24 protein-coding genes are annotated in these 24395 nt (G+C 61.0%); 11 read left to right on the top strand and 13 right to left on the bottom strand.

Annotated features, from left to right (window positions below; genetic code table 11):
* Positions 1-72 precede the first annotated feature (72 nt).
* The 4 genes from AB4P96_RS13415 to AB4P96_RS13400 form a co-directional block, all read right to left on the bottom strand.
* Complete coding sequence (locus AB4P96_RS13415) at positions 73-1452, bottom strand: LLM class flavin-dependent oxidoreductase (protein WP_099550535.1); 1380 nt, start codon at positions 1450-1452, stop codon at positions 73-75.
* A complete protein-coding gene (locus AB4P96_RS13410; RefSeq protein ID WP_138453846.1) occupies positions 1452-1778 on the bottom strand; it encodes an acyl-CoA dehydrogenase in 327 nt (108 codons plus the stop codon). The genes AB4P96_RS13415 and AB4P96_RS13410 overlap by 1 nt, the downstream gene beginning before the upstream one ends.
* Before the next feature lie 12 nt (positions 1779-1790).
* Positions 1791-2987, bottom strand: coding sequence for an SfnB family sulfur acquisition oxidoreductase (locus tag AB4P96_RS13405; RefSeq protein ID WP_099550537.1), 1197 nt, complete (start codon positions 2985-2987; stop codon positions 1791-1793).
* Positions 2988-3141: 154 nt separating this feature from the next.
* Positions 3142-3705: a helix-turn-helix domain-containing protein gene (locus AB4P96_RS13400; RefSeq protein ID WP_099550538.1), complete on the bottom strand. Its 564-nt coding sequence runs from the start codon at positions 3703-3705 to the stop codon at positions 3142-3144.
* 92 nt (positions 3706-3797) lie between these two features.
* Between AB4P96_RS13400 and AB4P96_RS13395 the strand changes: the two genes are divergently transcribed.
* The 7 genes from AB4P96_RS13395 to AB4P96_RS13365 all read left to right on the top strand — a co-directional run bounded on the left by AB4P96_RS13395 (position 3798) and on the right by AB4P96_RS13365 (position 11036).
* Positions 3798-4724 carry a DMT family transporter gene (locus tag AB4P96_RS13395; RefSeq protein WP_017137541.1) on the top strand — a complete coding sequence of 309 codons (927 nt, stop codon included), beginning with the start codon at positions 3798-3800 and terminating at the stop codon, positions 4722-4724.
* Positions 4725-4996: 272 nt separating this feature from the next.
* Positions 4997-7918 (top strand): monovalent cation/H+ antiporter subunit A, encoded by a 2922-nt coding sequence (locus AB4P96_RS13390; protein ID WP_017137540.1) that lies wholly within the window; start codon positions 4997-4999, stop codon positions 7916-7918.
* Positions 7918-8262: a Na+/H+ antiporter subunit C gene (locus AB4P96_RS13385; RefSeq protein WP_003192163.1), complete on the top strand. Its 345-nt coding sequence runs from the start codon at positions 7918-7920 to the stop codon at positions 8260-8262. Before AB4P96_RS13390 ends, AB4P96_RS13385 begins: the two co-directional genes overlap by 1 nt.
* Positions 8259-9941 carry a monovalent cation/H+ antiporter subunit D gene (locus AB4P96_RS13380; protein WP_099550541.1) on the top strand — a complete coding sequence of 561 codons (1683 nt, stop codon included), beginning with the start codon at positions 8259-8261 and terminating at the stop codon, positions 9939-9941. Before AB4P96_RS13385 ends, AB4P96_RS13380 begins: the two co-directional genes overlap by 4 nt.
* Entirely contained in the window at positions 9938-10426 is a 489-nt protein-coding gene (locus tag AB4P96_RS13375) for a Na+/H+ antiporter subunit E (RefSeq protein WP_099550542.1), read from the top strand. The genes AB4P96_RS13380 and AB4P96_RS13375 overlap by 4 nt, the downstream gene beginning before the upstream one ends.
* Positions 10423-10701, top strand: a complete 279-nt coding sequence (locus tag AB4P96_RS13370; protein WP_017137537.1) for a K+/H+ antiporter subunit F — start codon at positions 10423-10425, stop codon at positions 10699-10701. The genes AB4P96_RS13375 and AB4P96_RS13370 overlap by 4 nt, the downstream gene beginning before the upstream one ends.
* Positions 10698-11036: a Na+/H+ antiporter subunit G gene (locus tag AB4P96_RS13365; protein WP_017137536.1), complete on the top strand. Its 339-nt coding sequence runs from the start codon at positions 10698-10700 to the stop codon at positions 11034-11036. The genes AB4P96_RS13370 and AB4P96_RS13365 overlap by 4 nt, the downstream gene beginning before the upstream one ends.
* Positions 11037-11143: 107 nt before the next feature.
* Here AB4P96_RS13365 and AB4P96_RS13360 read toward each other — a convergent pair whose 3' ends face one another.
* Positions 11144-11602 (bottom strand): HIT family protein, encoded by a 459-nt coding sequence (locus AB4P96_RS13360; RefSeq protein ID WP_017134689.1) that lies wholly within the window; start codon positions 11600-11602, stop codon positions 11144-11146.
* A gap of 162 nt (positions 11603-11764) precedes the next feature.
* Between AB4P96_RS13360 and AB4P96_RS13355 the strand changes: the two genes are divergently transcribed.
* On the top strand, positions 11765-12517 hold the full coding sequence (locus AB4P96_RS13355; protein ID WP_017134690.1) for a 3-oxoacyl-ACP reductase family protein: 753 nt from the start codon (positions 11765-11767) through the stop codon (positions 12515-12517).
* Positions 12518-12541: 24 nt separating this feature from the next.
* Positions 12542-13129: a TetR/AcrR family transcriptional regulator gene (locus tag AB4P96_RS13350; RefSeq protein WP_099550544.1), complete on the top strand. Its 588-nt coding sequence runs from the start codon at positions 12542-12544 to the stop codon at positions 13127-13129.
* On the opposite strand, the gene lepB is transcribed toward AB4P96_RS13350, so the two are convergent.
* From lepB to AB4P96_RS13335, 3 genes are all read right to left on the bottom strand, one after another.
* Positions 13130-13798: a signal peptidase I gene (lepB, locus tag AB4P96_RS13345; protein WP_169988205.1), complete on the bottom strand. Its 669-nt coding sequence runs from the start codon at positions 13796-13798 to the stop codon at positions 13130-13132. It lies immediately after the preceding gene.
* Positions 13799-14112: 314 nt separating this feature from the next.
* The gene (gene cysS, locus AB4P96_RS13340; protein WP_017134693.1) at positions 14113-15501 is read right to left on the bottom strand and encodes a cysteine--tRNA ligase; all 1389 of its coding nucleotides are present in this window, start codon (positions 15499-15501) and stop codon (positions 14113-14115) included.
* A gap of 18 nt (positions 15502-15519) precedes the next feature.
* A complete protein-coding gene (locus AB4P96_RS13335; RefSeq protein ID WP_065931057.1) occupies positions 15520-17220 on the bottom strand; it encodes a glutamine--tRNA ligase/YqeY domain fusion protein in 1701 nt (566 codons plus the stop codon).
* Positions 17221-17469: 249 nt separating this feature from the next.
* Between AB4P96_RS13335 and AB4P96_RS13330 the strand changes: the two genes are divergently transcribed.
* Positions 17470-17973, top strand: coding sequence for a peptidylprolyl isomerase (locus AB4P96_RS13330; protein WP_017134695.1), 504 nt, complete (start codon positions 17470-17472; stop codon positions 17971-17973).
* Entirely contained in the window at positions 17970-18719 is a 750-nt protein-coding gene (lpxH, locus tag AB4P96_RS13325; protein ID WP_170040690.1) for a UDP-2,3-diacylglucosamine diphosphatase, read from the top strand. The genes AB4P96_RS13330 and lpxH overlap by 4 nt, the downstream gene beginning before the upstream one ends.
* Before the next feature lie 162 nt (positions 18720-18881).
* Here lpxH and AB4P96_RS13320 read toward each other — a convergent pair whose 3' ends face one another.
* The 5 genes from AB4P96_RS13320 to AB4P96_RS13300 form a co-directional block, all read right to left on the bottom strand.
* Complete coding sequence (locus AB4P96_RS13320; protein WP_017134697.1) at positions 18882-20417, bottom strand: DHA2 family efflux MFS transporter permease subunit; 1536 nt, start codon at positions 20415-20417, stop codon at positions 18882-18884.
* Positions 20417-21613: an efflux RND transporter periplasmic adaptor subunit gene (locus AB4P96_RS13315; protein WP_017134698.1), complete on the bottom strand. Its 1197-nt coding sequence runs from the start codon at positions 21611-21613 to the stop codon at positions 20417-20419. The genes AB4P96_RS13320 and AB4P96_RS13315 overlap by 1 nt, the downstream gene beginning before the upstream one ends.
* Before the next feature lie 15 nt (positions 21614-21628).
* Complete coding sequence (locus tag AB4P96_RS13310) at positions 21629-23086, bottom strand: efflux transporter outer membrane subunit (RefSeq protein ID WP_099550546.1); 1458 nt, start codon at positions 23084-23086, stop codon at positions 21629-21631.
* On the bottom strand, positions 23083-23556 hold the full coding sequence (locus tag AB4P96_RS13305) for a MarR family winged helix-turn-helix transcriptional regulator (protein ID WP_017134700.1): 474 nt from the start codon (positions 23554-23556) through the stop codon (positions 23083-23085). Before AB4P96_RS13305 ends, AB4P96_RS13310 begins: the two co-directional genes overlap by 4 nt.
* Before the next feature lie 496 nt (positions 23557-24052).
* Entirely contained in the window at positions 24053-24232 is a 180-nt protein-coding gene (locus AB4P96_RS13300; RefSeq protein ID WP_395600859.1) for a hypothetical protein, read from the bottom strand.
* Positions 24233-24395: the final 163 nt, after the last annotated feature.

Raw genomic sequence — 24395 nt, 5'->3', positions numbered from 1 at the left:
AGCTGGCTCATTTCTGGCTGACCCAGCGCTTTCGCAGGCAAGCCAGCTCCCACATTGACCGAGGTGCTTCAGTTAGATTGCAGTGGCTTTGAGGTCGCGGTAGCTTGCACCCGGATGGTTTGGGGCCAGCCGCGCACCGTCGCCGAATAACTTTTCGCGCAGGGTGCCCTGGGCGTACTCGGTCTTGTATACGCCGCGCTTTTGCAACTCCGGCACGAGCAGGTCCACGGCGTCGATGAAGGTTTCATGGGTCAGCGCGTAGGCCAGGTTAAAACCATCCACGTCGGTCTCTTCGACCCACTCCTGCAACAGGTCGGCCACGGTTTCCGGGCCGCCCACGAACAACGGGCCAAAGCCGCCGATGCCAACCCAATCGGCCAGTTCATTGGGCGTCCAGACCTTGTTCGGGTCCGCCGTGGAGAAGGCTTCTACCGCCGATTGAATCGCGTTGGTGTGTACATGCTTGAGCGGCTCATCGGGCTTGAACTGGCTGAAGTCGATGCCGGTCCAGCCGGAGATCAGCGCCATTGCGCCCTCGTAGCTGACGTAGGATTTGTATTCGTCAAACTTGGCTTTGGCCTTGGCATCGGTCTCGCCAACGATCACCGTTTGCAAGTTGAAGATCAGGATTTTCTTCGGATCTCGCCCGGCCTCAGCGGCTCGGCGGCGGATGTCGGCGACGGTTTTTTTCAGCAGCACCTTGGACGGTGCAGCCACGAACACGCACTCGGCCTGTTCGGCGGCAAACTGCTTGCCACGGCTGGAGGCACCAGCCTGGTACAACACCGGCGTGCGTTGCGGCGACGGCTCGCAGAGGTGAATGCCGGGCACCTGGAAGTGTTTGCCGACATGGCGTATCTCGTGGATTTTGCTCGGGTCGCTGAAAATGCGACGCTCGCGATCACGCAGCACGGCGCCCTCTTCCCAACTGCCTTCCCAGAGTTTGTAGCAAACCTCCAGGTATTCCTCGGCATAGTCGTAGCGCGCATCGTGTTCGGTCTGGGCTTTCTGACCGAGGTTCTTGGCGCCGCTTTCCAGGTAGGACGTGACGATGTTCCAGCCGACACGCCCTTTGGTCAGGTGGTCGAGGGTCGAGAGCCTGCGGGCGAACGGATACGGATGTTCAAATGACAAAGAAGCGGTCAGGCCAAACCCCAGGTGTTCGGTGACCAACGCCATCGGCGCAATCAGCGACAGCGGGTCGTTGACCGGCACTTGTGCAGCCTGGCGAATCGCCGCGTCGCCATTGCCGTTGTACACGTCGTAGATGCCCAGCACGTCGGCGATAAACAGGCCGTCAAACTTGCCACGCTCAAGAATTTTGGCGAGGTCCGTCCAGTACTCCAGATCCTTGTACTGCCACGAGCGGTCACGCGGGTGCGCCCACAAGCCGGGAGATTGATGGCCTACGCAGTTCATGTCGAAGGCATTCAAGCGGATTTCACGGGACATCAAAGCACTCCGTTGAGGTGGTAGTTGCCGACGATCTGATATTTGCGCCGCAGTGGGTCGTCGAGGGTCGACGCCAGCGCGGTACGTTGGCCGGTGAGTTCAAATTCGGCATTACTGGCGGCAATCAAGGCTTCGGCAGCGGCGATTTGTGCTTCGGTCAACGCCACCGGGCTTGGGTGGGTTTCAGCGCGTTCAAACAAGGCGGCGGCTACGTCGACGCGGATCTGCAAGTCGCCAAAGCGGCTGATCACGTACGGGTCATCGCTGGCGTGTACAAACCGTCGGGTACTTTCCAGCAGTTGGCGCGCTTGATTCAGGGCGGTCATGAATAAATATCCTCAGTTCCAGGCGTGGCGCGCAGGCTTCACGCCGTTGAGCACGAAGTTGCCGATCAGGTGGTATTTCCAGCGGGCCGGGTCGTGCAGGGTGTGGGTGCGCGCGTTGCGCCAGAAGCGGTCGAGGTTGTGCTTGCCGGTGACCGAGCGGGTGCCGGCCAGTTCGAACAGTTTGCTGCTGGCAAGCAAGGCGGTTTCGGCCGACAGCACTTTGGCCTGGGCAACCACCAGCGAGGCGTTGGCGACGGTGTCTTCGTTGGGCTCGGCCAGGGCCAGGTCGACGGCCTTGCCGGCCTTGGCGAGGATCGCTTCGGTGCCATGCACGCGCCATTGCAGGTCGCCGATGGCGGCGATGGTGAACGGGTCTTGCCAGCCGTGGTCCTGTTGGCTGTCGATCCAGGGGCGAGCTTGGCGTGCGTAGATTTTTGCCTGTTCGAGGGCCTCCAGGGCGATGCCGGTGTCGACGGCGGCCTGGATAATCTGCGAGATCGGGCCGTTGGCGGTGGGCTGGTCGAAGGCTTGGTGCGCAGGAATGATCGCGCTAAGGGGCACACTGACGCCGTCGAGGGTCACGCCGCCACTGGCGGTGGTGCGCTGGCCGAAGCCGTCCCAGCTATCAATCACGGTTAGGCCCGGCGCATCGCGTTCGACAAAGGCAATAAACGCCTGGCCGTTCTCGTTGTTGCCGACCGTGGGCACGAGGTGGGCAAACAGCGCGCCGGTGCAGTAGAACTTCTCGCCGTTGATAGAGGCCGTGTCGCCGTCAAAACGAATCTGAGTGTCGAAGGTGCCGGCGTTTTTGCTCTTGGCTTCAGAAAAGGCATTACCGAAACGATAGCCGGCCAGAACCTTGCCGAAATAGTGACGCTTTTGTTCCTCGCTGGCGGTTTGCAGCAGGATGTCCACCACGCCCAGGTGGTTTTGCGGGATTTGCCCCAGCGACGGGTCGGCGGCGGAGATCAACTTGATCACCTCGGCCACCGTTACATAAGACACCTCGGCGCCGCCGTAGGCCTTGGGAATAGTGATGCCCCAGAGGCCGCTGGCAGAAAACTCATCAAGCTCGGCCACCGGCAGGCGCCGCTCGCGGTCGCGCACGCTGGCGTCAACGGCAAACCGCGCGGCCAAGCGCGTCGCGACTTCAATGGCTTCGGCATCCGAGCGGATGATATGGGCAGGTTGTTGAGGGTGGGCTGACATGGGCCGACTCCAGGCTCCGATGGGTTACCGGAGCAATTGCAGGAGTCATGCCTGAATTTAATCGTCAGCAAAATCAGGCGGTTGCTGGCTTTAAGAGGTTGTTGAACGCGTTTCAAACCAACAAAGTGTGCATCCACTGTTGCCAGGCCAACAGTTAGATCACCACGTTACGCACAAACCGCACGGCCACGTCGCCGTCATTGCGATAGCCGTGCACGTTGCGGCTGGCGAACATGTAGAACTCACCGGCCGCCACGTGTTTTTGTTCCTCGCCCACCAGCAAGGTCAGGCAGCCTTCGAACACGAACAGCTGCACGCTCCAGCCGTCCGGGTCGGGGTCGGGGCTGTAGCGATCACCCGGTTCCAGGTGCATCTCCCACAACTCGACTTCACGCCGCGCCGTGGCCTTGGCCAGTAGCACCGCTTTACTGCCGGGGATATCGCCGGCCCAGGCCAGCTCGTTGATGCGGCTGTGATCACCGGCATCCGGGGCCTGGATAAGGTCGCTGAAGGCCACGTCCAAGGCTTCGGCGACGCGGTCCAGCGTGGACAGGCTGACATTCTTCTCGCCCGCCTCGATGGCCACCAGCATGCGCCGGCTGACCCCGGACTTTTCCGAGAGTGCGGTCTGGCTCAGATCCGCAGCATGGCGCAGCCGGCGGACGTTCTGGCTGACGTGTTGCAGGACCGAGGCCCGTTGTGGATTTTCTTTGTGCACTATATTGCTCAATGGGTGGGTGTGCGCAGTATACTGCCCAGCGTGCGGCGCATTGTGCGGTCCGTGCCTTTCCCTTGCAAGACCGAGCCGCCATGACCGCCCCGAACGCCGCCCCACGTTTCAACCGTTTCAGCAAAGCCGAATGCATCCTGGTGGTGATCACCATGATCTGGGGCGGCACGTTTTTGCTCGTGCAACACGCCATGACCGTCAGCGGGCCGATGTTTTTCGTGGGCCTGCGGTTTGCGGCGGCGGCGATTGTGGTGGGGTTCTTTTCGTTGCGCACGTTGCGTGGCCTGACCTTATTCGAGTTGAAAGCCGGCGCATTCATCGGCACCTCGATCATGTTCGGCTACGGCATGCAGACCATTGGCCTGCAGACCATTCCAAGCAGCCAGTCGGCGTTCATTACAGCGCTTTATGTACCTTGCGTACCGCTGTTGCAGTGGCTGGTGCTGGGGCGTCGCCCAGGCCTGATGCCGAGCATTGGCATCATGTTGGCGTTTACCGGGTTGATGCTGCTTACAGGCCCGACGGGTGCCTCTCTGAACTTCAGCCCCGGTGAAATTGCCACACTGATCTGCGCAATCGCGGTGGCCGCCGAAATTATCCTCATTGGCGCCTATGCCGGGCAGGTGGATGTGCGGCGAGTGACCGTGGTGCAACTGGCCACGGCCTCGTTGCTGTCGTTCCTGATGGTGGTGCCGATGGGCGAGGCGCTGCCGGGCTTCTCCTGGTTACTGTTGTTCAGTGCAGTGGGCCTGGGTTTGACCAGTGCGGTGATTCAGGTGGCGATGAACTGGGCGCAGCAGAGTGTTTCGCCAACCCGTGCCACGTTGATCTATGCCGGCGAACCGGTATGGGCCGGCGTGATCGGGCGGATTGCCGGGGAGCGTTTTCCGCCGATTGCGATGGTCGGTGCGGCGTTGATTGTGGCGGCGGTGATTGTGAGTGAGATGAAGACACGCAATCAGCGAGAAGCTGAAAAATCAATCGAACTGGAACAGGAAGCCCCCTGACCCGTCAGGTCCGATCGTTCCCACGCTCTGCGTGGGCATGCATCCTGTGACGCTCCGCGTCACCCTTGCGCAAGGCTCACGGCTGCATAAGCAGTTGGGACGCGGAGCGTCCAGGGCGGCATTCCCACTCAGAGCGTGGGAATGATCAGGCCCGAAACAATGCCAAACGGGAGGTTTCGGCCTACCTTGTAGGATCCTGCCACATCTTGCCGTTTGGTGATCGAGAAAGCGGCACGTATGATGCATCCCAAACTCCCGCAGATTAGAAGCCTATGTCCCTGATAGTTCTACTGCTTCTGCCTTTTATCGGCAGCTGTCTGGCGGCCTTGCTGCCGCATAATGCACGTAACACCGAATCCCTGTTGGCCGGCCTTGTGGCCCTGGTCGGCACCATTCAAGTCGCTTTGCTCTACCCTCAGATCGCCCACGGTGGCGTGATCCGCGAAGAATTCATGTGGTTGCCCAGCCTCGGGCTCAACTTCGTGCTGCGCATGGACGGGTTTGCCTGGTTGTTCTCGATGCTGGTGCTGGGCATCGGCACACTGGTGGCGCTGTATGCGCGCTATTACATGTCGCCGGATGACCCGGTGCCGCGCTTCTTTGCGTTTTTCCTGGCGTTTATGGGCGCCATGCTCGGGCTGGTGATCTCCGGCAACCTGATCCAGATCGTGTTCTTCTGGGAACTGACCAGTCTGTTCTCGTTCCTGCTGATCGGCTATTGGCACCACCGCGCCGATGCCAGGCGCGGCGCCTATATGGCGCTGATGGTCACCGGCGCCGGCGGCTTGTGCCTGCTGGCAGGTGTGATGCTGCTGGGGCATATCGTCGGCAGCTATGACCTGGACCTGGTGCTGGCGGCGGGCGATCAGATTCGCGCGCATTCGCTGTACCCGGTGATGCTCGCGTTGGTGCTGATCGGCGCCTTGAGCAAGAGCGCGCAGTTCCCTTTCCACTTCTGGCTGCCCCACGCCATGGCGGCACCCACGCCGGTTTCGGCCTACCTGCACTCGGCGACGATGGTGAAGGCCGGCGTGTTCCTGCTGGCCCGCCTGTGGCCGTCGTTGTCCGGCAGCGAAGAATGGTTCTGGATCGTCGGCGGTGCCGGCGCACTCACCCTCCTCCTCGGCGCTTACTGCGCCATGTTTCAGAATGATCTCAAAGGCCTGCTGGCCTATTCCACCATCAGCCACCTCGGGCTGATCACCCTGCTGCTGGGCCTCAACAGCCCGCTGGCCGCCGTCGCTGCGGTGTTCCATATCCTCAACCACGCCACTTTCAAGGCCTCGCTGTTCATGGCCGCCGGCATCATCGACCACGAAAGCGGCACGCGGGATATCCGCAAGCTCAGTGGCCTGGTGCGGCTGATCCCGTTTACTGCGACCCTGGCGATGGTGGCCAGTGCGTCCATGGCCGGCGTGCCGTTGCTCAATGGTTTCCTGTCCAAAGAGATGTTCTTCGCCGAAACGGTATTTATCTCGGCGACAAAGTGGGTAGAAATCGCCCTGCCGGTGATCGCGACCATCGCCGGTACGTTCAGCGTGGCCTATGCCCTGCGCTTTACCGTCGACGTGTTCTTCGGCCCGCCCGCGACCGACCTGCCCCACACGCCCCACGAGCCACCGCGCTGGATGCGCGCGCCGGTCGAGCTGCTGGTGTTTACCTGCCTGCTGGTGGGCATCTTCCCGGCCCAGGTGGTCGGTTCGATCCTCGCCGCCGCTGCACTGCCGGTGGTCGGCGGGGTACTGCCCGAATACAGCCTGGCCATCTGGCACGGCTGGAACGCGCCGATGATCATGAGCCTGGTGGCCATGTCTGGCGGCATCGTGCTGTACCTGTTGCTGCGCAAACAGCTCAAGCGTGGCCGTTTCAAATACCCGCCGATCATCAGTTACTTCAACGGCAAGCGCATGTTCGAGCGCAGCCTGGTGGTAATGATGCGCGGCGTGCGCCGTATCGAAAAACGCATCAGCACCAAACGCCTGCAAACCCAATTGTTCCTGCTGGTGCTGGCAGCGGTGGTTGCCGGGTTGATCCCGATGCTCAACAGCGGCCTCAGTTGGGGCGACCGGCCGAAGATCCCCGGCTCCATCGTGTTCGTGACCCTGTGGTTGCTGGCCATCGCCTGTGCGCTGGGCGCCGCCTGGCAAGCCAAGTACCACCGGCTGGCAGCCCTGACCATGGTCAGTGTGTGCGGCATGGTCACCTGCGTGACCTTCGTGTGGTTCTCGGCGCCGGACCTGGCCCTGACGCAACTGGTGGTCGAAGTGGTCACCACCGTGCTGATTTTGCTGGGCCTGCGTTGGCTGCCACGACGGATCGAAGAAGTCTCGCCACTGCCGAGCTCGTTGCGCAAGGCGCGCATCCGTCGCCTGCGCGACTTCCTGTTGTCCACCGTGGTCGGTGGCGGCATGGCGCTGCTCTCCTACGCAATGCTGACCCGCCAGACGCCCAACGATATCTCCTCGTTTTACCTGAGCCGCGCCCTGCCCGAAGGTGGCGGCAGCAATGTGGTGAACGTGATGCTGGTGGACTTCCGGGGCTTTGATACCTTGGGCGAAATCACCGTGCTCGGCGCCGTGGCGCTGACCGTCTACGCCCTGCTGCGCCGCTTCCGCCCGTCCAAGGAAAGCATGGAGTTGCCGCCACAACAGCGCCAATTGGCGCCGGACGTGGCCACCGACCTGGTCAACCCGCGCCAGGCCAGCGATACCGCCCTGGGCTTTATGATGGTGCCGGCGGTACTGGTGCGCCTGCTGCTGCCGATTGCACTGGTGGTGTCGTTCTACCTGTTCATGCGCGGCCACAACCAGCCGGGCGGCGGTTTCGTCGCGGGGTTGGTGATGTCGGTGGCGTTTATCCTGCAATACATGGTCGCCGGCACCCAATGGGTCGAAGCGCAGATGAGCCTGAGGCCGATGCGCTGGATGGGCTTCGGCCTGCTTTCGGCCACCTTGACCGGGCTCGGCGCGCTGTTCGTCGGTTACCCGTTCCTCACCACCCACACCTGGCACTTCAGCCTGCCGCTGCTGGGCGATATCCACATTGCCAGCGCGTTGTTCTTCGACGTTGGCGTGTACGCCATGGTCGTCGGCTCCACGCTGTTGATGCTCACCGCCCTCGGTCACCAGTCGGTGCGAGCGCATAAACCGAGCAACCAGCCCAAGGCCGTTGCCGCAACCGAAGGAGCCGCCTGATGGAAGAAGTCATCGCAATTGCCATTGGAGTGCTGGCGGCCTCCGGCGTCTGGCTGATCCTGCGCCCACGAACGTTCCAGGTCGTCATGGGCCTGTGCCTGCTGTCGTATGGAGTCAACCTGTTCATTTTCAGCATGGGCAGCCTGTTCATCGGTAAAGAGCCGATCATCAAGGACGGCGTGCCGCAAGACCTGCTCAACTACACCGATCCGCTGCCCCAGGCCCTGGTACTCACGGCCATCGTGATCAGCTTCGCCATGACGGCCTTGTTTCTGGTGGTGCTGCTGGCCTCCCGTGGGCTGACCGGCACTGACCATGTGGACGGTCGGGAGCCAAAGGAATGACGTGGATGAATCAAATGATCGTCGCGCCGATCCTGCTGCCGTTGCTGACCGCCGCGCTGATGCTGATGCTCGGCGAAAAACGCCGCCCGTTGAAAGCCAGGATCAACCTGTTCTCCAGCATCATCGGCCTGGGTGTCGCCATCCTGCTGCTGTACTGGACGCAACAAGGCGGCCCCGGCTCGATTGGCGTGTACCTGCCGGGCAACTGGCAGGTGCCCTTCGGCATTGTGCTGGTGGTGGACCAACTGTCGGCGATGATGCTGGTGCTCACCGGCATTATCGGTGTGAGCGCGCTGCTGTTCGCCATGGCCCGTTGGGATCGCGCCGGCACCAGTTTCCACGCGCTGTTCCAGATCCAGCTGATGGGTTTGTACGGTGCATTCCTGACGGCGGACCTGTTCAACCTGTTCGTGTTCTTCGAGGTGCTGCTGGCGGCGTCCTATGGCTTGATGCTGCACGGCTCTGGCCGCGCGCGGGTGTCGTCGGGGCTGCATTACATTGCGATCAACCTGTTGGCGTCGTCGCTTTTCCTGATTGGCGCGGCGATGATCTACGGGGTCACCGGCACGCTGAACTTTGCTGACCTGGCGCTGAAAATCCCGCTGGTACCGCAAGCCGATCGCGGCCTGTTGCATGCTGGCGCGGCGATCCTCGCCACTGCATTCCTGGCCAAGGCCGGCATGTGGCCACTGAACTTCTGGCTGGCACCCGCCTACTCCTCGGCCAGCGCACCGGTGGCGGCGATGTTTGCGATCATGACCAAGGTCGGCGTGTACACCGTGCTGCGTCTGTGGACCTTGCTGTTCTCCGGGCAAGCCGGTGCATCGGCGCTGTTTGGCGGCGACTGGCTGGTGTACGGCGGCATGGCGACCATAGTCTGCGCGGCGCTGGCCATGGTGGCTGCGCAGCGCCTGGAGCGGATGGCCAGCCTGAGCATCCTGGTGTCGGCCGGGATCCTGCTGTCGTCGGTGGGCTTTGCCCAGCCAAGCCTGACCGCCGGGGCGCTGTTCTATCTGGTCAGCTCGACCCTGGCGCTGAGCGCGCTGTTCCTGCTGGCCGAGCTGATCGAGCGTTCGCGCTCGGCCAATGATCTGCCGCTGGATGAAGAAATCGACGCGCTGCCCAAGGCCATGGAGTCGTTGCACCCACGCCCCGGCGTCAACCTGGATGACGAGCAGAAAGCCGTGGTCGGCCAGGTGATCCCCTGGACCATGGCCTTCCTGGGCTTGAGCTTTATCGCCTGCGCACTGCTGATTATCGGCATGCCGCCGTTGTCCGGGTTTATCGGCAAGCTCAGCCTGTTGAGCGCGCTGGTCAACCCAATGGGCCTGGGTAACGCAGTGGATGAGCCGATCCGCCCGGCGGCCTGGGGCTTGGTGGCGCTGTTGATCTTGTCGGGCCTGGCTTCGCTGATCGCCTTCGCCCGCCTGGGTATCCAGCGCTTCTGGACGCCGGAGGAGCGCCCATCGCCGCTGCTGCGCCGCTACGAATGTGTGCCGATCTTCTTCCTGCTCGGCCTGAGCATTCTCCTGACCTTCAAGGCCGAACCGTTGATGCGCTACACCCAGGCCACTGCCGACAGCCTGAATAACCCGGAGCATTACGTGATGGCGGTGATGGCCACGCGCCCGGTGCTGAGCCCTGAGTCCAGAGCCGCCGCCCTGGAGGTGCAGCCATGAAGCGCCTGTTCCCTGCCCCATGGCTATCGCTGGCATTGTGGGTGCTGTGGCTGGTGTTGAACCTGTCGGTCAGCCCCGGCAACCTGTTGCTGGGCGCGGTGCTGGGCTTTCTCGCGCCGCTGCTGATGGCGCCGCTGCGCCCGCTGCCGGTGCGTATTCGTCGCCCCGGCATCATCATTCGCTTGTTCTTCGTGGTGGGTCGCGACGTGATCGTGTCCAACCTGCACGTGGCCTGGGGCGTACTGACGTGCGGATCCCGCCCGCCGCGTTCACGTTTTATCAAAATCCCGCTCGACCTGCGTGACCCCAACGGCCTGGCCGTCCTGTCGATGATCACCAGCGTGACGCCTGGCACAGTGTGGTCGGAACTGGCCCTGGACCGCAGCATCCTGCTGCTGCACGTGTTCGACCTGGACGATGAAGCACCGTTTATCGAGCACTTCAAACGCGCCTACGAACGGCCCCTGATGGAGATCTTCGAATGAGCCCCCTGCTCTCCAATGCAATCCTGGTCAGCCTGTTCCTGTTCTCGCTGGCGATGGTGCTGACGCTGGTGCGCCTGTTCAAAGGCCCGTCCGCGCAAGACCGGGTTCTGGCGCTGGACTACCTGTACATCCTGGCGATGCTGATGATGCTGGTGCTCGGCATTCGTTATGCCAGTGACACCTACTTTGAAGCGGCGCTGCTGATTGCGCTGTTTGGCTTTGTCGGGTCGTTCGCCCTGGCGAAATTCCTGCTGCGTGGCGAGGTGATTGAATGATGCCGTTATGGGTTGAAGTGATCGTGGCCGTGTTGCTGGTGCTCAGCAGCCTGTTTGCGCTGATTGGCGCGATCGGGTTGTTGCGCATGAAGGACTTCTTCCAGCGCATGCACCCACCGGCACTGGCCTCCACACTGGGCGCGTGGTGCGTGGCGCTGGCGTCGATTATCTACTTTTCGGTGCTCAAGTCCGGGCCGGTGCTGCATGGCTGGTTGATTCCGATTTTGTTGGCGATCACGGTGCCTGTTACCACACTGCTGTTGGCGCGCACGGCGCTGTTTCGCAAGCGCATGGCCGGTGATGATGTGCCTGCCGAGGTCAGCAGCCGCCGCTGATTGATCTGTGGGAGCTGGCTTGCCTGCGATAGCGGTGTATCAGTCAATGTTGCTGTGACTGATAGGCCCCCATCGCAGGCAAGCCAGCTCCCACATTGGTTTTTGCGTCAGGCGAACGAGCGGATGTGCGTCGCCAACGCTGCCAGTTCCCCATCATCGGCCCGCACAAAATCGTGGGATGAGATGTAACCCTCATACGCCGCAAAAAACTTGTCGACTTTGGAGCTGATGGGCTTGAACGCGCTGTCCTGCCCCGTGCCGTGCATGGGAAACAGCTTCGCATGCAGATGGTCCACGCCGTAGCCTTCGAGCATCATCCCCGTGCGCGCCACATCGGGAAACGCCCGATCAATCAGCAGTGCGGTTTTCTTGGTCGCCACAATCAGCGCGGACAACACCGCATCCGACTGCGCGAACGCGTAGCTGCCGTAATGCTGTTTGGGGATCACCACGCTGAAACCAGGCGTATTGGGGAAGATCGACAGGAACGCCATATGCTGGTCGTCTTCCCAGAGGATATGGGCCGGGGACGTCTTGCGGACAATGCTGCAGAAAATACAATCCATTCAATTCACCGTCAGTTTCAGTGTGCGAGCCGAGCCTCCAAAGGTAAGGCAAAAATGTCGCGCCCTAGTTAAAGATTAAATAATCCATAAATAGCTTGGCGCATTGGAATTGGCCTGATACGGTTTAGTGGATTTATTAATCCACTAAAAACAGGCACACCCATGACCGCTCATCTCGCACGTTTTACTGACAAAGTCGCCCTGGTAACCGGCGGCTCCCGTGGCATCGGCGAAGCCATCGTACGGCGCCTGGCGGCTGAAGGCGCGGCAGTGGCCTTCACCTATTCCGCGTCGGCTGACAAGGCGCAGGCACTGGTCGGCCAGATTCAAAGCCAAGGCGGCACAGCCCTGGCCATTCAGGCGGACAGCGCCGATGTGGTGGCGATTGCCCGAGCCGTGACCACTACCGTTGCGCATTTCGGCACGCTGAATATCCTGGTTAACAATGCCGGGATCTTGCAGCTCGGCAGCGTGGACGAATTCAGCCTGGAAGACTTCGACCGCATGTTCGCCGTGAATGTACGCGCGACATTCGCCGCCGCGAAAGCCGCGTCAGCAGTGATGCGCAGTGGTGACAGGATCATCAGCGTGGGCAGCGTCGTAGCGCAGCGCTCAGCCTTTCCGGGCTCCAGCGTCTATAGCATGACGAAGGCGGCGATCGCCGGTATGATCCGCGGCCTGGCGATTGATTTTGCCCCGCGCGGCATCACCGTCAATAACGTCCAGCCCGGCCCGACCAGCACTGACATGAACCCGGCAGACGCGCCGCATGCCGACCTGATCAAAAGCCTGGTGCCCTTGGGCCGTACAGGCACGGCTGACGAAATCGCCGGCATGGTCGCCTACCTCGCGTCTGAAGAAGCTGCCTTTGTGACCGGCGCCAGCCTGAGCATCGACGGTGGCTACCTGGCCTGACCCTTCACTTTCCAGAGGTACCCCATGGCAAGACCCCGAGCCTTCGACCGCGACCAGGTGCTGCAACACGCCATCCGCGTATTTTGCGACAAGGGTTTTGCCGCCGCCTCAACCGAAGAACTGATGCAGGCCATGGGGCTGAGCCGCCAGAGCATGTACAACACCTTTGGCGACAAACGCCAGTTGTACCTGCAGGCCATGGCCGAGTATCAGCGCACGGGCGTCGACGACCTGATCGAGCGTCTGGGCCAAGGCCCGACACCGCTGCAAGGCCTGCACGACACCCTGAACTCCTTCGCCACCCGCGCCCTTCGCGAAGGCACGGCCGGGTGCATGGGCGTCAATGCGATCTGTGAGTTTGGCCAGGAAGATGAGGAAATCAATCAGCTCACCGCACACAGCGCCGAGCGTTTGCGCCGTGCATTTGAGCAGACCCTGAGATGTGCGCAGGAACAGGGTGAACTCGTTCCCGGCACCGATTTGCCGGCCGCCTGCGACTTTCTGATGGCCACCCTTAGCGGCATGAAGATTGCCGGTAAGGGCGGCGCTAGCGTCGAGCAGTTGGCTAACATCGCAGGGTTTGCAGTTCGCGCACTGGGCGCCAAGGCGTAATTACAGGATCGGCGCGCCGAAGCGGTTCAAGCGCGGCATCCAATGATCGAGGATTTGCGCAGATGCCAGCACATGATGCGCGTGCCCGATCAACAAGCGGCGTGGCACAAAGCCGATGTAGCGCGAGTCATCGCTGTTGTCGCGGTTGTCACCCAGCATGAAATAACTGTCGGCCGGCACAGTGACCGGGCCGAAAGTTCGCAATGCCCGAACCGTGGGCATGAACTGAATGCTGCGCTGACTGTTGCTCGCATGCTCGATCAGCTTGATACCCGGCACTGTCTGGCCTGGCACGATCGGTTCGCTGATGTCCTGGCCATCACTGTAGGTAGCCGGCGTGCCGTTAACCCACAGCACTTCATCTTTCATTTCCAGGGTATCGCCGGGAATGCCGACGATGCGTTTGATCAAGCGCATGCCGTCCTTGGGTGACGAGAAAGTCACCACATCGCCGCGCTTAGGGTCATCCAGCTTGGCCAGGGATATATCCGTAAGCGGCAACTTGAGGTCATACGCCACGCGGTTGACCAGCACCACATCGCCCTCAAGCAACGTCGGGCGCATCGACCCGGATGGGATGGGGTTCCAGTCGGCCAGGGAGGTGCGGAACACGCCGAAGCACAGCCAGAAAAGGATGACGTAACGGTAGCGGCTCAACCAACTTCGCATACAGCCTCGCACTAAAAAAGCGGCGCAGACAGCCGCCGGAAAACCCAGGGTAACATTTGGCAATACTCGCTTATTACACCGGAGGATTAAATTAACATTAGCGTTACAGCCCACATTGATCGTCCCCACGCTCTGCGTGGGAATGCATCCCTTGACGCTCCGCGTCACCTTGCACAGGGCTTGAGGTGTTTGCCAAAAGCAGGACGCAGAGCGTCCAGGGCGGCGTTCCCACGCAGAGCGTGGGAACGAGCCACGCTTGCACAATAAAAAACGCCCCGAACCAGTCGGGGCGTTTTTTATTCAGGATTTACCGATCAAGCCTGATCAGCCAACCGCCACGTCGTGCCGCCCTTCCCGTCTTCCAACACCACACCCATCGCGGTCAGTTGGTCACGGATACGGTCGGACTCCGCCCAGTCTTTGCCTGCACGGGCAGCCAGGCGCGCTTGAATCAACGCGTCTACTTCAGCGGCATCTACACGCCCTTCGGCGCCGGCTTGCAGGAAGTCATCGGCTTCCATCTGCAGTACACCCAACACGCTGGCCAGCTCTTTCAAGCGCGCAGCAAGACCAGCGGCTGCATCAAGATCACTCTCACGCAGACGGTTGATCTCACGCACCATCTCGAACAGCACCGCGCAGGCTTCCGGCGTGCCGAAGTCGTCGTTCATGACCTCGGTAAAGCGTGCCACGAAGGCTTCGCCGCCGGCCGGCGCCACGGCAGGCAGGCCTTTCAACGCATGGTAGAAACGCTCCAGGGCGCCTTTGGCGTCCTTGAGGTTGTCTTCCGAGTAGTTGATGGCGCTGCGGTAGTGGCTCGACACCAGCAGGTAGCGCACCACTTCCGGGTGGTACTTTTCCAGCACATCGCGGATGGTGAAGAAGTTGTTCAAGGACTTGGACATCTTCTCGCCATTGATGCGGATCATGCCGCAATGCATCCAGGCGTTGGCGTAGGTCTTGCCGGTGGCGGCTTCGCTTTGGGCGATTTCGTTTTCGTGGTGCGGGAACTCAAGGTCGCTGCCGCCGCCATGAATATCGAAGGTCTCGCCCAGGCAGCAGGTGGACATCACCGAGCATTCGATGTGCCAGCCCGGACGCCCGGCGCCCCACGGCGATTCCCAGCTCGGCTCGCCGGGCTTGGTGCCTTTCCACAGCACAAAATCCAGTGGATCCTGCTTGGCTTCGTCGACTTCGATACGTGCGCCGATGCGCAGGTCTTCGATTTTCTTGCGCGACAGCTTGCCGTAGCCCATGAACTTGGCGACGCGGTAGTACACGTCGCCATTGCCTGGGGCGTAGGCGTAACCCTTGTCGATCAGGGTCTGGATCATGCTCAACATGCCCGGAATGTGATCCGTGGCGCGCGGCTCCATGTCCGGTTTGAGGATGTTCAGACGCGCTTCATCCTCGTGCATCGCGGTGATCATGCGCTCGGTCAGCACATCGAACGGTTCGCCGTTCTCGCGCGCCCGGTTGATGATCTTGTCTTCGATGTCGGTGATGTTGCGCACATAGGTCAAGTCATAGCCGCTGAAACGCAACCAGCGGGTCACCAGGTCGAAGGCAACCATGCTGCGGCCGTGACCGATGTGGCAGTAGTCGTACACGGTCATGCCGCACACGTACATGCGCACCTTGTTGCCGTCCAGCGGCTTGAAGACTTCTTTGGTCTTGCTGAGTGTGTTGTAGATCGTTAGCACAACGGCTTCCTTAGAGAATCACTGGCCCCACGAATCACGCAAGGTCACGGTACGGTTGAATACCGGTGCACCAGGTTTCGAGTCCTTGATATCCGCGCAGAAGTAACCTTCGCGCTCGAACTGGAAACGGTCTTCCGGCTGTGCGTCGCCAAGCGATGGCTCGGCACGACAACCCGTGAGAACTTGCAGGGAGTCAGGGTTGATGTTGTCCAGGAAGCTGGCGCTGTCTTCAGCCTTCTCAGGGTTCGGCGAACGGAACAGACGATCGTACAGGCGCACTTCGCACTCGATGCTGGCAGCAGCCGGCACCCAGTGAACGACGCCTTTGACCTTGCGGCCTTCAGGGTTCTTGCCCAGGGTTTCCGGGTCGTAGGAGCATCGCAGTTCGACGATGTTGCCATCGGCGTCCTTGATCGCTTCATCGGCACGGATCACGTAGCTGCCGCGCAGGCGCACTTCGCCGTTAGGCTCCAGGCGCTTGTAGCCTTTCGGCGGCTCTTCCATGAAGTCATCACGGTCGATGTAGATTTCACGCGCGAACGGCAGCTTGCGCACGCCAAGTTCTTCTTTCTGCGGGTGACGCGGCAGTTCGAGGTGGTCGACCTTGTCTTCCGGGTAGTTGGTGATCACGACTTTCAACGGGCGCAATACGCACATGGCACGCGGCGCGTTGGCGTCCAGGTCCTGACGGATGCTGAACTCGAGCATGCCGTAATCGACCACGCCGTCGGAGCGGTTGGTGCCGACCATGTCGCAGAAGCTGCGGATCGACGCCGGGGTGTAGCCGCGACGGCGGAAACCCGACAGGGTGGACATGCGCGGGTCATCCCAGCCATGCACGTGCTTTTCGTCCACCAACTGCTTGAGCTTGCGCTTGCTGGTGATGGTGTAGTTCAGGTTCAGGCGGCTGAACTCGTACTGACGCGGGTGCGCCGGAACCGGCAGGCTGTCAAGGAACCACTCATACAGCGGGCGATGGCTTTCGAACTCCAGGGTGCAGATGGAGTGGGTGATGCCTTCGATGGCGTCCGACTGACCGTGGGTGAAGTCATAGTTCGGGTAGATGCACCACTTGTCACCGGTCTGGTGGTGATGGGCGTGGCGGATGCGGTACATGATCGGGTCGCGCAGGTTCATGTTCGGCGAGGCCATGTCGATCTTGGCACGCAGCACGCGGGCACCGTCCGGGAACTCACCGGCGCGCATGCGGTTGAACCAGTCGAGGTTCTCTTCTACCGAACGGTCACGGAACGGGCTGTTCTTGCCCGGCTCGGTCAGCGTGCCACGGTATTCCTTGGCCTGCTCCGGGGTCAGGTCGTCGACGTAGGCCTTGCCGGCCTTGATCAGCTCGACGGCCCAGTCGAACAACTGGTCGAAATACTTGGACGCATAGCGCACTTCACCGGACCATTCGAAGCCCAGCCACTTGATGTCGCTTTCGATGGCGTCGATGTATTCCTGGTCTTCCTTGGCCGGGTTGGTGTCGTCGAAACGCAGGTGCGTGACGCCACCGAACTCCTGGGCCAGGCCGAAGTTCACACAGATCGACTTGGCGTGACCGATGTGCAGGTAGCCGTTGGGCTCTGGCGGGAAGCGGGTGACGATCTGCGTGTGCTTGCCCGAATCCAGGTCCGCCTGGATGATCGGGCGCAGGAAATTGACCGGGACGGCAGGTCCGGCCTTGGAATTCGAGGTAGGGTCGACAGTGGGCTTGCTCATAGGATCCTTGAACAGACAGGTTCGTGGCCGGTTGGGGCCAGATAAAACAAAGGCGATATCATAGCCGATGCTGTCAAGTACCTGACAGAGCAGCACCGAAAACTGCTGCATTTAATGCACCGGCGGTAAAAAACCACCTCGAAATTCCTGCCGGGCACGCTAAACTGCGCGCCTTGGCACACATTTAGCCAAACCGGTAGCGGCGCCTTGGCGTCCAAACCCACGAATTCCCTGAAAAGAGTAGTGAACATGACTCAAGTCAAACTGACCACCAACCACGGTGACATCGTCATCGAGCTGAACGCCGAGAAAGCGCCGATCACCGTCGCCAACTTCATCGAGTACGTGAACGCCGGCCACTACGAAAACACCGTTTTCCACCGTGTCATCGGCAACTTCATGATCCAGGGCGGCGGTTTCGAGCCAGGCATGAAAGAAAAGAAAGACAAGCGTCCAAGCATCCAGAACGAAGCGGACAACGGCCTTTCCAACGACAAGTACACCGTCGCCATGGCCCGTACCATGGAGCCGCATTCGGCCTCCGCGCAGTTCTTCATCAACGTCGCCGACAACGCCTTCCTCAACCACAGCGGCAAGAACGTGCAGGGCTGGGGCTACGCGGTATTCGGTAAAGTCACCGAAGGCCAGGACGTGGTCGACAAGATCAAAGGCGTGTCCACCACCTCCAAGGCCGGTCACCAGGACGTTCCAGCAGAAGACGTGATCGTCCAGAAAGCCGAGATCGTTGGGTGATATTGCTGATTTCAGACTTGCATCTGGAAGAGGAGCGCCCGGATATCACCCGGGCGTTTCTGGATCTGCTCCACGGCCGCGCCCGTGGCGCCCAGGCGTTGTACATTCTGGGGGACTTCTTTGAAGCCTGGATTGGCGACGATGGGATGACCGCCTTCCAGCGTTCCATCTGCGAGGCTTTACGCGAGCTGAGCAACAGCGGCACCCCGATTTTTATCATGCATGGCAACCGCGATTTCCTGATCGGCAAGGCGTTCTGCAAAGCCGCAGGCGCTACCTTGCTCAAGGACCCGAGTGTCGTGCAGTTACATGGCGAGCCCGTGCTGTTGATGCACGGCGACAGCCTCTGCACCCGCGACGTCGGCTATATGAAGCTGCGGCGCATTCTGCGCAACCCGATTGTTTTGTTCATTCTGCGGCACTTGCCGTTGCGCACCCGCCACAAGCTGGCGCGCAAGCTGCGCAGCGAGAGCCGTGCGCAAACGCGCATGAAGGCCAACGATATTGTCGATGTGACGCCCGAGGAAGTGCCACGGGTGATGCAGCAGTTCGGCGTGCGCACCCTGGTCCACGGCCATACGCACCGCCCCGCCATTCATAAACTGCAGATTGGTGACCAGGCGGCCAAGCGTATTGTGCTGGGGGATTGGGACAAGCAGGGTTGGGCGTTGCAGGTGGATGAGCAAGGGTTTGCGCTGGCGGCGTTTGACTTCGTCAACCCACAGTTGGCGTTGCCCGGCGCATAACCCTGAGACACAGAACGCTGGCTTGTGTGGGGTTTGGCTTGTGTTGGAGCTGGCTTGTGTGGGAGCTGGCTTGCCTGCGATGCAAGCACCTCGGTACATCAGGCATACCCAGGTGATGCTATCGCAGGCAAGCCAGCTCCCACATTGACTGAGTCCAGTCGGTCAGTGCCCCGATGCCTCCGGCCCGGCCTTCGCACCAAACGGCGGCTTGGCCAGCCACACCAGCAACATCAAGCCCATGAACATCCACCCCAGCAACGTGAAGTAATCCACGGTGGACATCATGTACGCCTGGCTGGTGAGGATCTGGTCCAACTGCGCATAGGCCTTGTGCCCTGCCCCGCCTAGCGCCTGCAATGCATCGCGGGTGGCGGAGTCGTAGGTGGTCATGTTCTCGCTCATGTACGCGTGGTGCTGATCGGCGCGGCGAATCCAGATCCAGGTGGTCAGCGAGGCCGCAAAGCTACCGCCCAGGGTCCGCAGGAAGGTCGCAAGACCCGCGCCGTCGGCGATTTGCGCCGGCGGCAAGTCGGACATCAGGATGCTCAAGGTCGGCATAAAGAACAACGCCACGCCGATCCCCATGAACAACTGCACCAAAGCGATATGGGTGAAATCCACCTGATTGGTAAAGCCTGCGCGCATAAAGCAGCTCAAGCCAATCGCCAGGAACGCCAGGCCCGCCAGCAAGCGCAAATCGAACTTGTGCGCATACTTGCCCACAAAGGGTGACATCAGCACCGGCAAAATACCGATCGGCGCGACCGCCAGGCCGGCCCAGGTGGCGGTGTAGCCCATCTGGGTTTGCAGCCATTGCGGCAGAATCAGGTTGATCCCGAAGAAGCCCGCATAGCCCAAAATCAACACGATGGTGCCGATACGGAAGTTGCGGTAGGCAAACAACCGCAGGTTAACCACCGGGTGCTTGTCGGTCAGCTCCCAGATGATGAACACCGCCAGGGCAATCACCGAAATCGCCGCACCGATGATGATGAAGTTGGATTCGAACCAGTCCAGGTCATTGCCCTTGTCGAGGATGATCTGCAAAGCGCCGACACCGACGATCAAGCTCAGCAGCCCGACATAATCCATCGGCTGGTAACTGGTGACCACCGGGCGTTTCTTCAATTGCGAACGCACCACCATCACCGCAAAGATGCCGATGGGCACGTTGATAAAGAAGATCCACGGCCAGCTGTAGCTGTCGGTGATCCAGCCGCCGAGGATGGGGCCGGCAATCGGCGCCACCACCGTAACCATCGCCAGTAACGCCAGGGCCATGCCGCGCCTGGCCGGTGGGTAAACCGCGATCAGCAACGTCTGGGTCATTGGGTACAACGGCCCGGCGACCAGGCCTTGCAGCACCCGAAAGCCAATCAGCTCGGGCATCGAGGTGGAAATACCACAGAGGAACGACGCCAATACAAACAGGATGGTCGCCCACAAAAACAGCTTCACCTCGCCAAACCGGCGACTCAGCCAGCCGGTGAGCGGCAAGGCAATGGCGTTGCTCACCGCAAACGAGGTGATCACCCAGGTTCCCTGCTCCGAACTCACGCCCAGGTTGCCGGAAATGGTCGGCAACGCCACGTTGGCGATGGTGGTGTCGAGCACCTGCATAAAGGTCGCCAGCGATAGGCCAATAGTGGCCATCAGCAAGCTTGGCGGCGTAAAGGACGCGGGGGCGTTAGCGCTCATCAGCGTTGCACAGCCTTGGGTGCGGCGAGGCTGTTGTCATGGATCAACTGCGTGATCATGGCATCGGCTTCGGCCAGTTGGCGGTCATACACGTTGGTGGTGAACGAGGCCTTTTGCGGTGCCTGTTGCGCCAGCACCGGGCCGCTTTGGTCGTGCAGGTCGACGTTGACCACAGTGCTCAAGCCCACCCGCAGCGGGTTCTTGGCCAACTCGTCGGCGTTGATGTGGATGCGCACTGGCACCCGTTGCACGATCTTGATCCAGTTGCCGGTGGCATTCTGCGCAGGCAGCAGGGCAAACGCGCTGCCGGTGCCGGCGCCGAGGCTGTCGACGGTGCCGCTGAATTTCACGTCACTGCCATAGATGTCCGCTTCGATGTCCACCGGCTGGCCAATGCGCATATCGCGCAGCTGGGTTTCCTTGAAGTTGGCGTCGATCCACAACTGGTCCAGCGGGATCACCGCCATCAACGCGGTGCCGGGTTGCACGCGCTGGCCCAGTTGCACGGTGCGCTTGGCCACGTAGCCGGTGACCGGTGCGATCAAGGTGCTGCGCGCGTTGGTCAGGTAGGCCTGACGCAGTTGCGCGGCGGCGGCTTGCACATCCGGGTGGGACGAAATCACCGTGTCATCCACCAAGGCATTGGTGGTTTTCAGTTGCTGCTCAAGGTTGGTCAGGGCGTTCTTGGCGGCGGTCAGGTTGTCACGGGCATGGGACAGTTCCTCCTGGGAGATCGCACCGCCCTGGGCCAGCGTCTTACGGCGGTTGAAGTTGTCCTGGGCGGTTTGCACGTCAGCTTTCTGTGCGTTGACCTGGGCTTTCATGCCATCGACATTGCTGTACAAACCACGCACCTGGCGCACGGTGCGGGCCAGGTTGGCCTGGGCACTTTGCAGGCCGACGGCGGCGTCATTCGGGTCGAAGTTGATCAGAACCTGGCCTTCGTGGACCAGGTCGCCGTCGTCGGCGCCGATACTGACCACGGTGCCGGTGACCAGCGGGGTGATTTCCACCACGTTGCCGTTCACATAGGCGTCGTCGGTGCTTTCATTGAAGCGCCCGTAGAACTCATACCAGCCCCACACGCCGACCACGCCAAGAATGACGATCAGCGCCAGGCCGATCAGCATGACTTTGCGTTTGCGCGGGTTGTTATCGGGCTTTTCAGTTGCGTTGCTGTTTTCGGCAGTGGCCATGACAAATACCTCAAATTATTCCGTACGGGTGGCAGGGCTGGTCGTGGTCGCGGCCACGTTATCGGCGTTGAATCCGCCACCCAGGGCTTGCATCAATTGAATCGACAGGTCGATCTGCGCCGCATTCAAGGTCGCCAGCTGACGCTGGGCCTGCAGCAATTGCTGCTCGATGCTGAGCACATCCAGGTAGTTACCGATGCCGGAGCTGTAACGCTGTACGCCGGTGTCGTAAGACTGCTGGGCGATGTCCGCAGCGTGTTGCTGCGCCTGGATCTGCCGCCCGGTTTCGCGCAGTTGCATCAGGGTGTTGCCGATATCGCCCAAGGCTTGCACCAGGGTTTTGTTGTACTGGGCCACGGCCAGGTCGTAATCGGCGTCGCGAGCATCGAGGTCGGCACGCAAGCGGCCACCGTCAAAGATCGGCAACGAGATGGTCGGCGCAATGCTGAAGAACCGGCTGGCCGAGCCAAACATCGCATCACCGAGCAACGACTCGGCCCCGGCGCTCGCACTGAGGTTGAGGTTGGGGTAGAAGCGGGTTTTGCTCGCGGCCACGTTTTTACTCGCGGCCTCCACGCGCCAGCGTGCGGCGATCAGGTCCGGGCGACGGCCCAGCAATTCGGCCGGCAAGACTGAAGGCACAGCGACGGCACTGGGTTTCAATACGTTCGGGCGGGTCAGCTCGCCGCCACGGTCCGGGCCTTTGCCGAGCAATACCGCCAGGGCGATCTTGGCGCTTTGCAGTTGTTTTTCAGCGTCGATCAACTGCGACTGGGAGCTGGCTTCCAGGCTTTCGGTCTGTTGGTACTGGTATTCGCTGTCGATGCCGGAGCTGAGGCGGCGTTTGCTCAGGTCGAGCATCTGGCGGGTGCGCTTGAGGTCGTCATTGGCCAGGTCACGCACGATATGCGCTTGGCCCAAATCGCTGTAAGCCTTGGCGACGTTGGCGGCCAGGGTCAGGCGTGCGGCTTGCTGGTCGACTTCGGCTGCACGCGCCTGGCCCAACGCGGCTTCCCAGGCAGCGCGCTGGCCACCCCAAAGGTCGAAGTTGTAGTTGAAGCTGGCGCCGATGTTACGCACCGTGGCATAGGCATCGCCCTGCCCGCGCGGGTCCTGGTCCTTGGCCAGGCGCGAACGGCTCACACCGGCGCTGGCATCCAGGGTTGGCATGCGCGCCGCATCGGCGGCATAAGCGGCGGCTTCGGCCTGGTGCGCACGGGCGCTGGCCACTTGCATATCAGGGCTGTTTTGCAGGGCTTCGTGAATCAGACCGTCGAGTTGCGGGTCGCCGAGGCTTTTCCACCAGTCGGCGGTGGGCCAGGCGGCCGTGGACAGGGTCACGCCGCTCAAGGATTTGCCGGTTTGCAACGTGTTGGCGTCGAGACGTTGGCCCTGGGTGTCGAGGCCGCTGAAGTTGGCACAACCGGCCATGCTCATCGCCACCAGCACCAGGCTGAGTGCACGCGTTTTCATTGATTACCTACCCGCTGGAGGACGATGGCGTCACCGGCAGCTACCAGAATTTTCTTGAGGATTCTTTCCAGGGTTTCCAACTCACCAGGCTCGAGGGCACCGGCCAGTTCATTCATCGACTGCGCGCCGATATGCGGCAACATGTCGGCCAGGCGCTGGCCGTCTTCGGTGAGCACTAACTGCACCTGGCGCCGGTCCTGCTCGGAGCGCTTGCGCGCCAGCAGGCCCTTTTGCTCCAGACGGTCGAGCATGCGGGTCATGGAGCCGCTGTCGAGGGACAGGTGGCGGCACAGCTCCGCCGGGGTATCGACGTCGAACTGGGCAATGATGATCAACACCTTGAACTGCGCGGCGGTGACGCCGTGGGGTTCCATATGGGTGTCGATAATGCGGTCCTTGAGCAGCGCCGCCCGGCCCAGCAACAGGCCGAGGTGGCAGTTGCGAAAGCTGTCAGGGGTGTAGTGGGTCATCGAAAGTCACCTTATTACTGCCTAGGCAGTGAATGTATGACAAGATGTTACTGCTTAGGCAGCGAATGTCAAATGGAATTATTAGCTTGCTTGGTAATTTCGCGAGAGGTGGGCTTGAAACACAAATAACTGTGGGAGCTGGGTTGCCTGCGATAGCGGTTTGGCCGGGGGGTGTTTGGTCGGGTACATATCCATTGCTGCGGTAACGGCGGCCTATGGTTTCGCTCTTACAGCGACTCACTTTTCGAAGGACCGAAAAGTAAGCAAAAGGTCCTCGCCCCAACACTCGGTGCCTCGCTGTGGCTCGGCATGCCCGCAATCCGACAGTGATTTGGGGGGCCGCCGCGATGGGCCATCCTTGGCCCAGCGCGGCTAAACCGGCATCCCTGCCGGTTTACCCCCCAAATCACTGTCGAATTGCGGCCATCGTGTTTAACGGGGCGATTTCAGATCAAGATCAAGATCAAAAGCACAGATCAAAAGACCGCTGACTTCGTCATCGAAAAGGATGCAAGGGCCGGAGCAACAGCAACAGCAACAGCAACAGCAACAGCAACAGCAACAGCAACAGCAACAGCAACAGCAACAGCAACAGCAACAGCAACAGCAACAGCAACAGCAACAGCAACAGCAACAGCAACAGCAACAGCAACAGCAACAGCAACAGCAGAGCCATACTCGGTCAAAGGTGGGAGCTGGCTTGCCTGCGATAGCATCAACTCGGTGTGCCTGATGTACCGAGGTGTCTGCATCGCAGGCAAGCCAGCTCCCACAGAAAAGCAGATCCCAGGTGTATGCAAATCCGCTTTCGCTTTTGATCTAACCACTCAGGTCGGCTT

Source organism: Pseudomonas sp. B19125 (assembly GCF_044218855.1).
Classification (GTDB): Bacteria; Pseudomonadota; Gammaproteobacteria; order Pseudomonadales; family Pseudomonadaceae; genus Aquipseudomonas; species Aquipseudomonas edaphica.
This window is presented reverse-complemented; position numbering and strand designations above follow the sequence as displayed.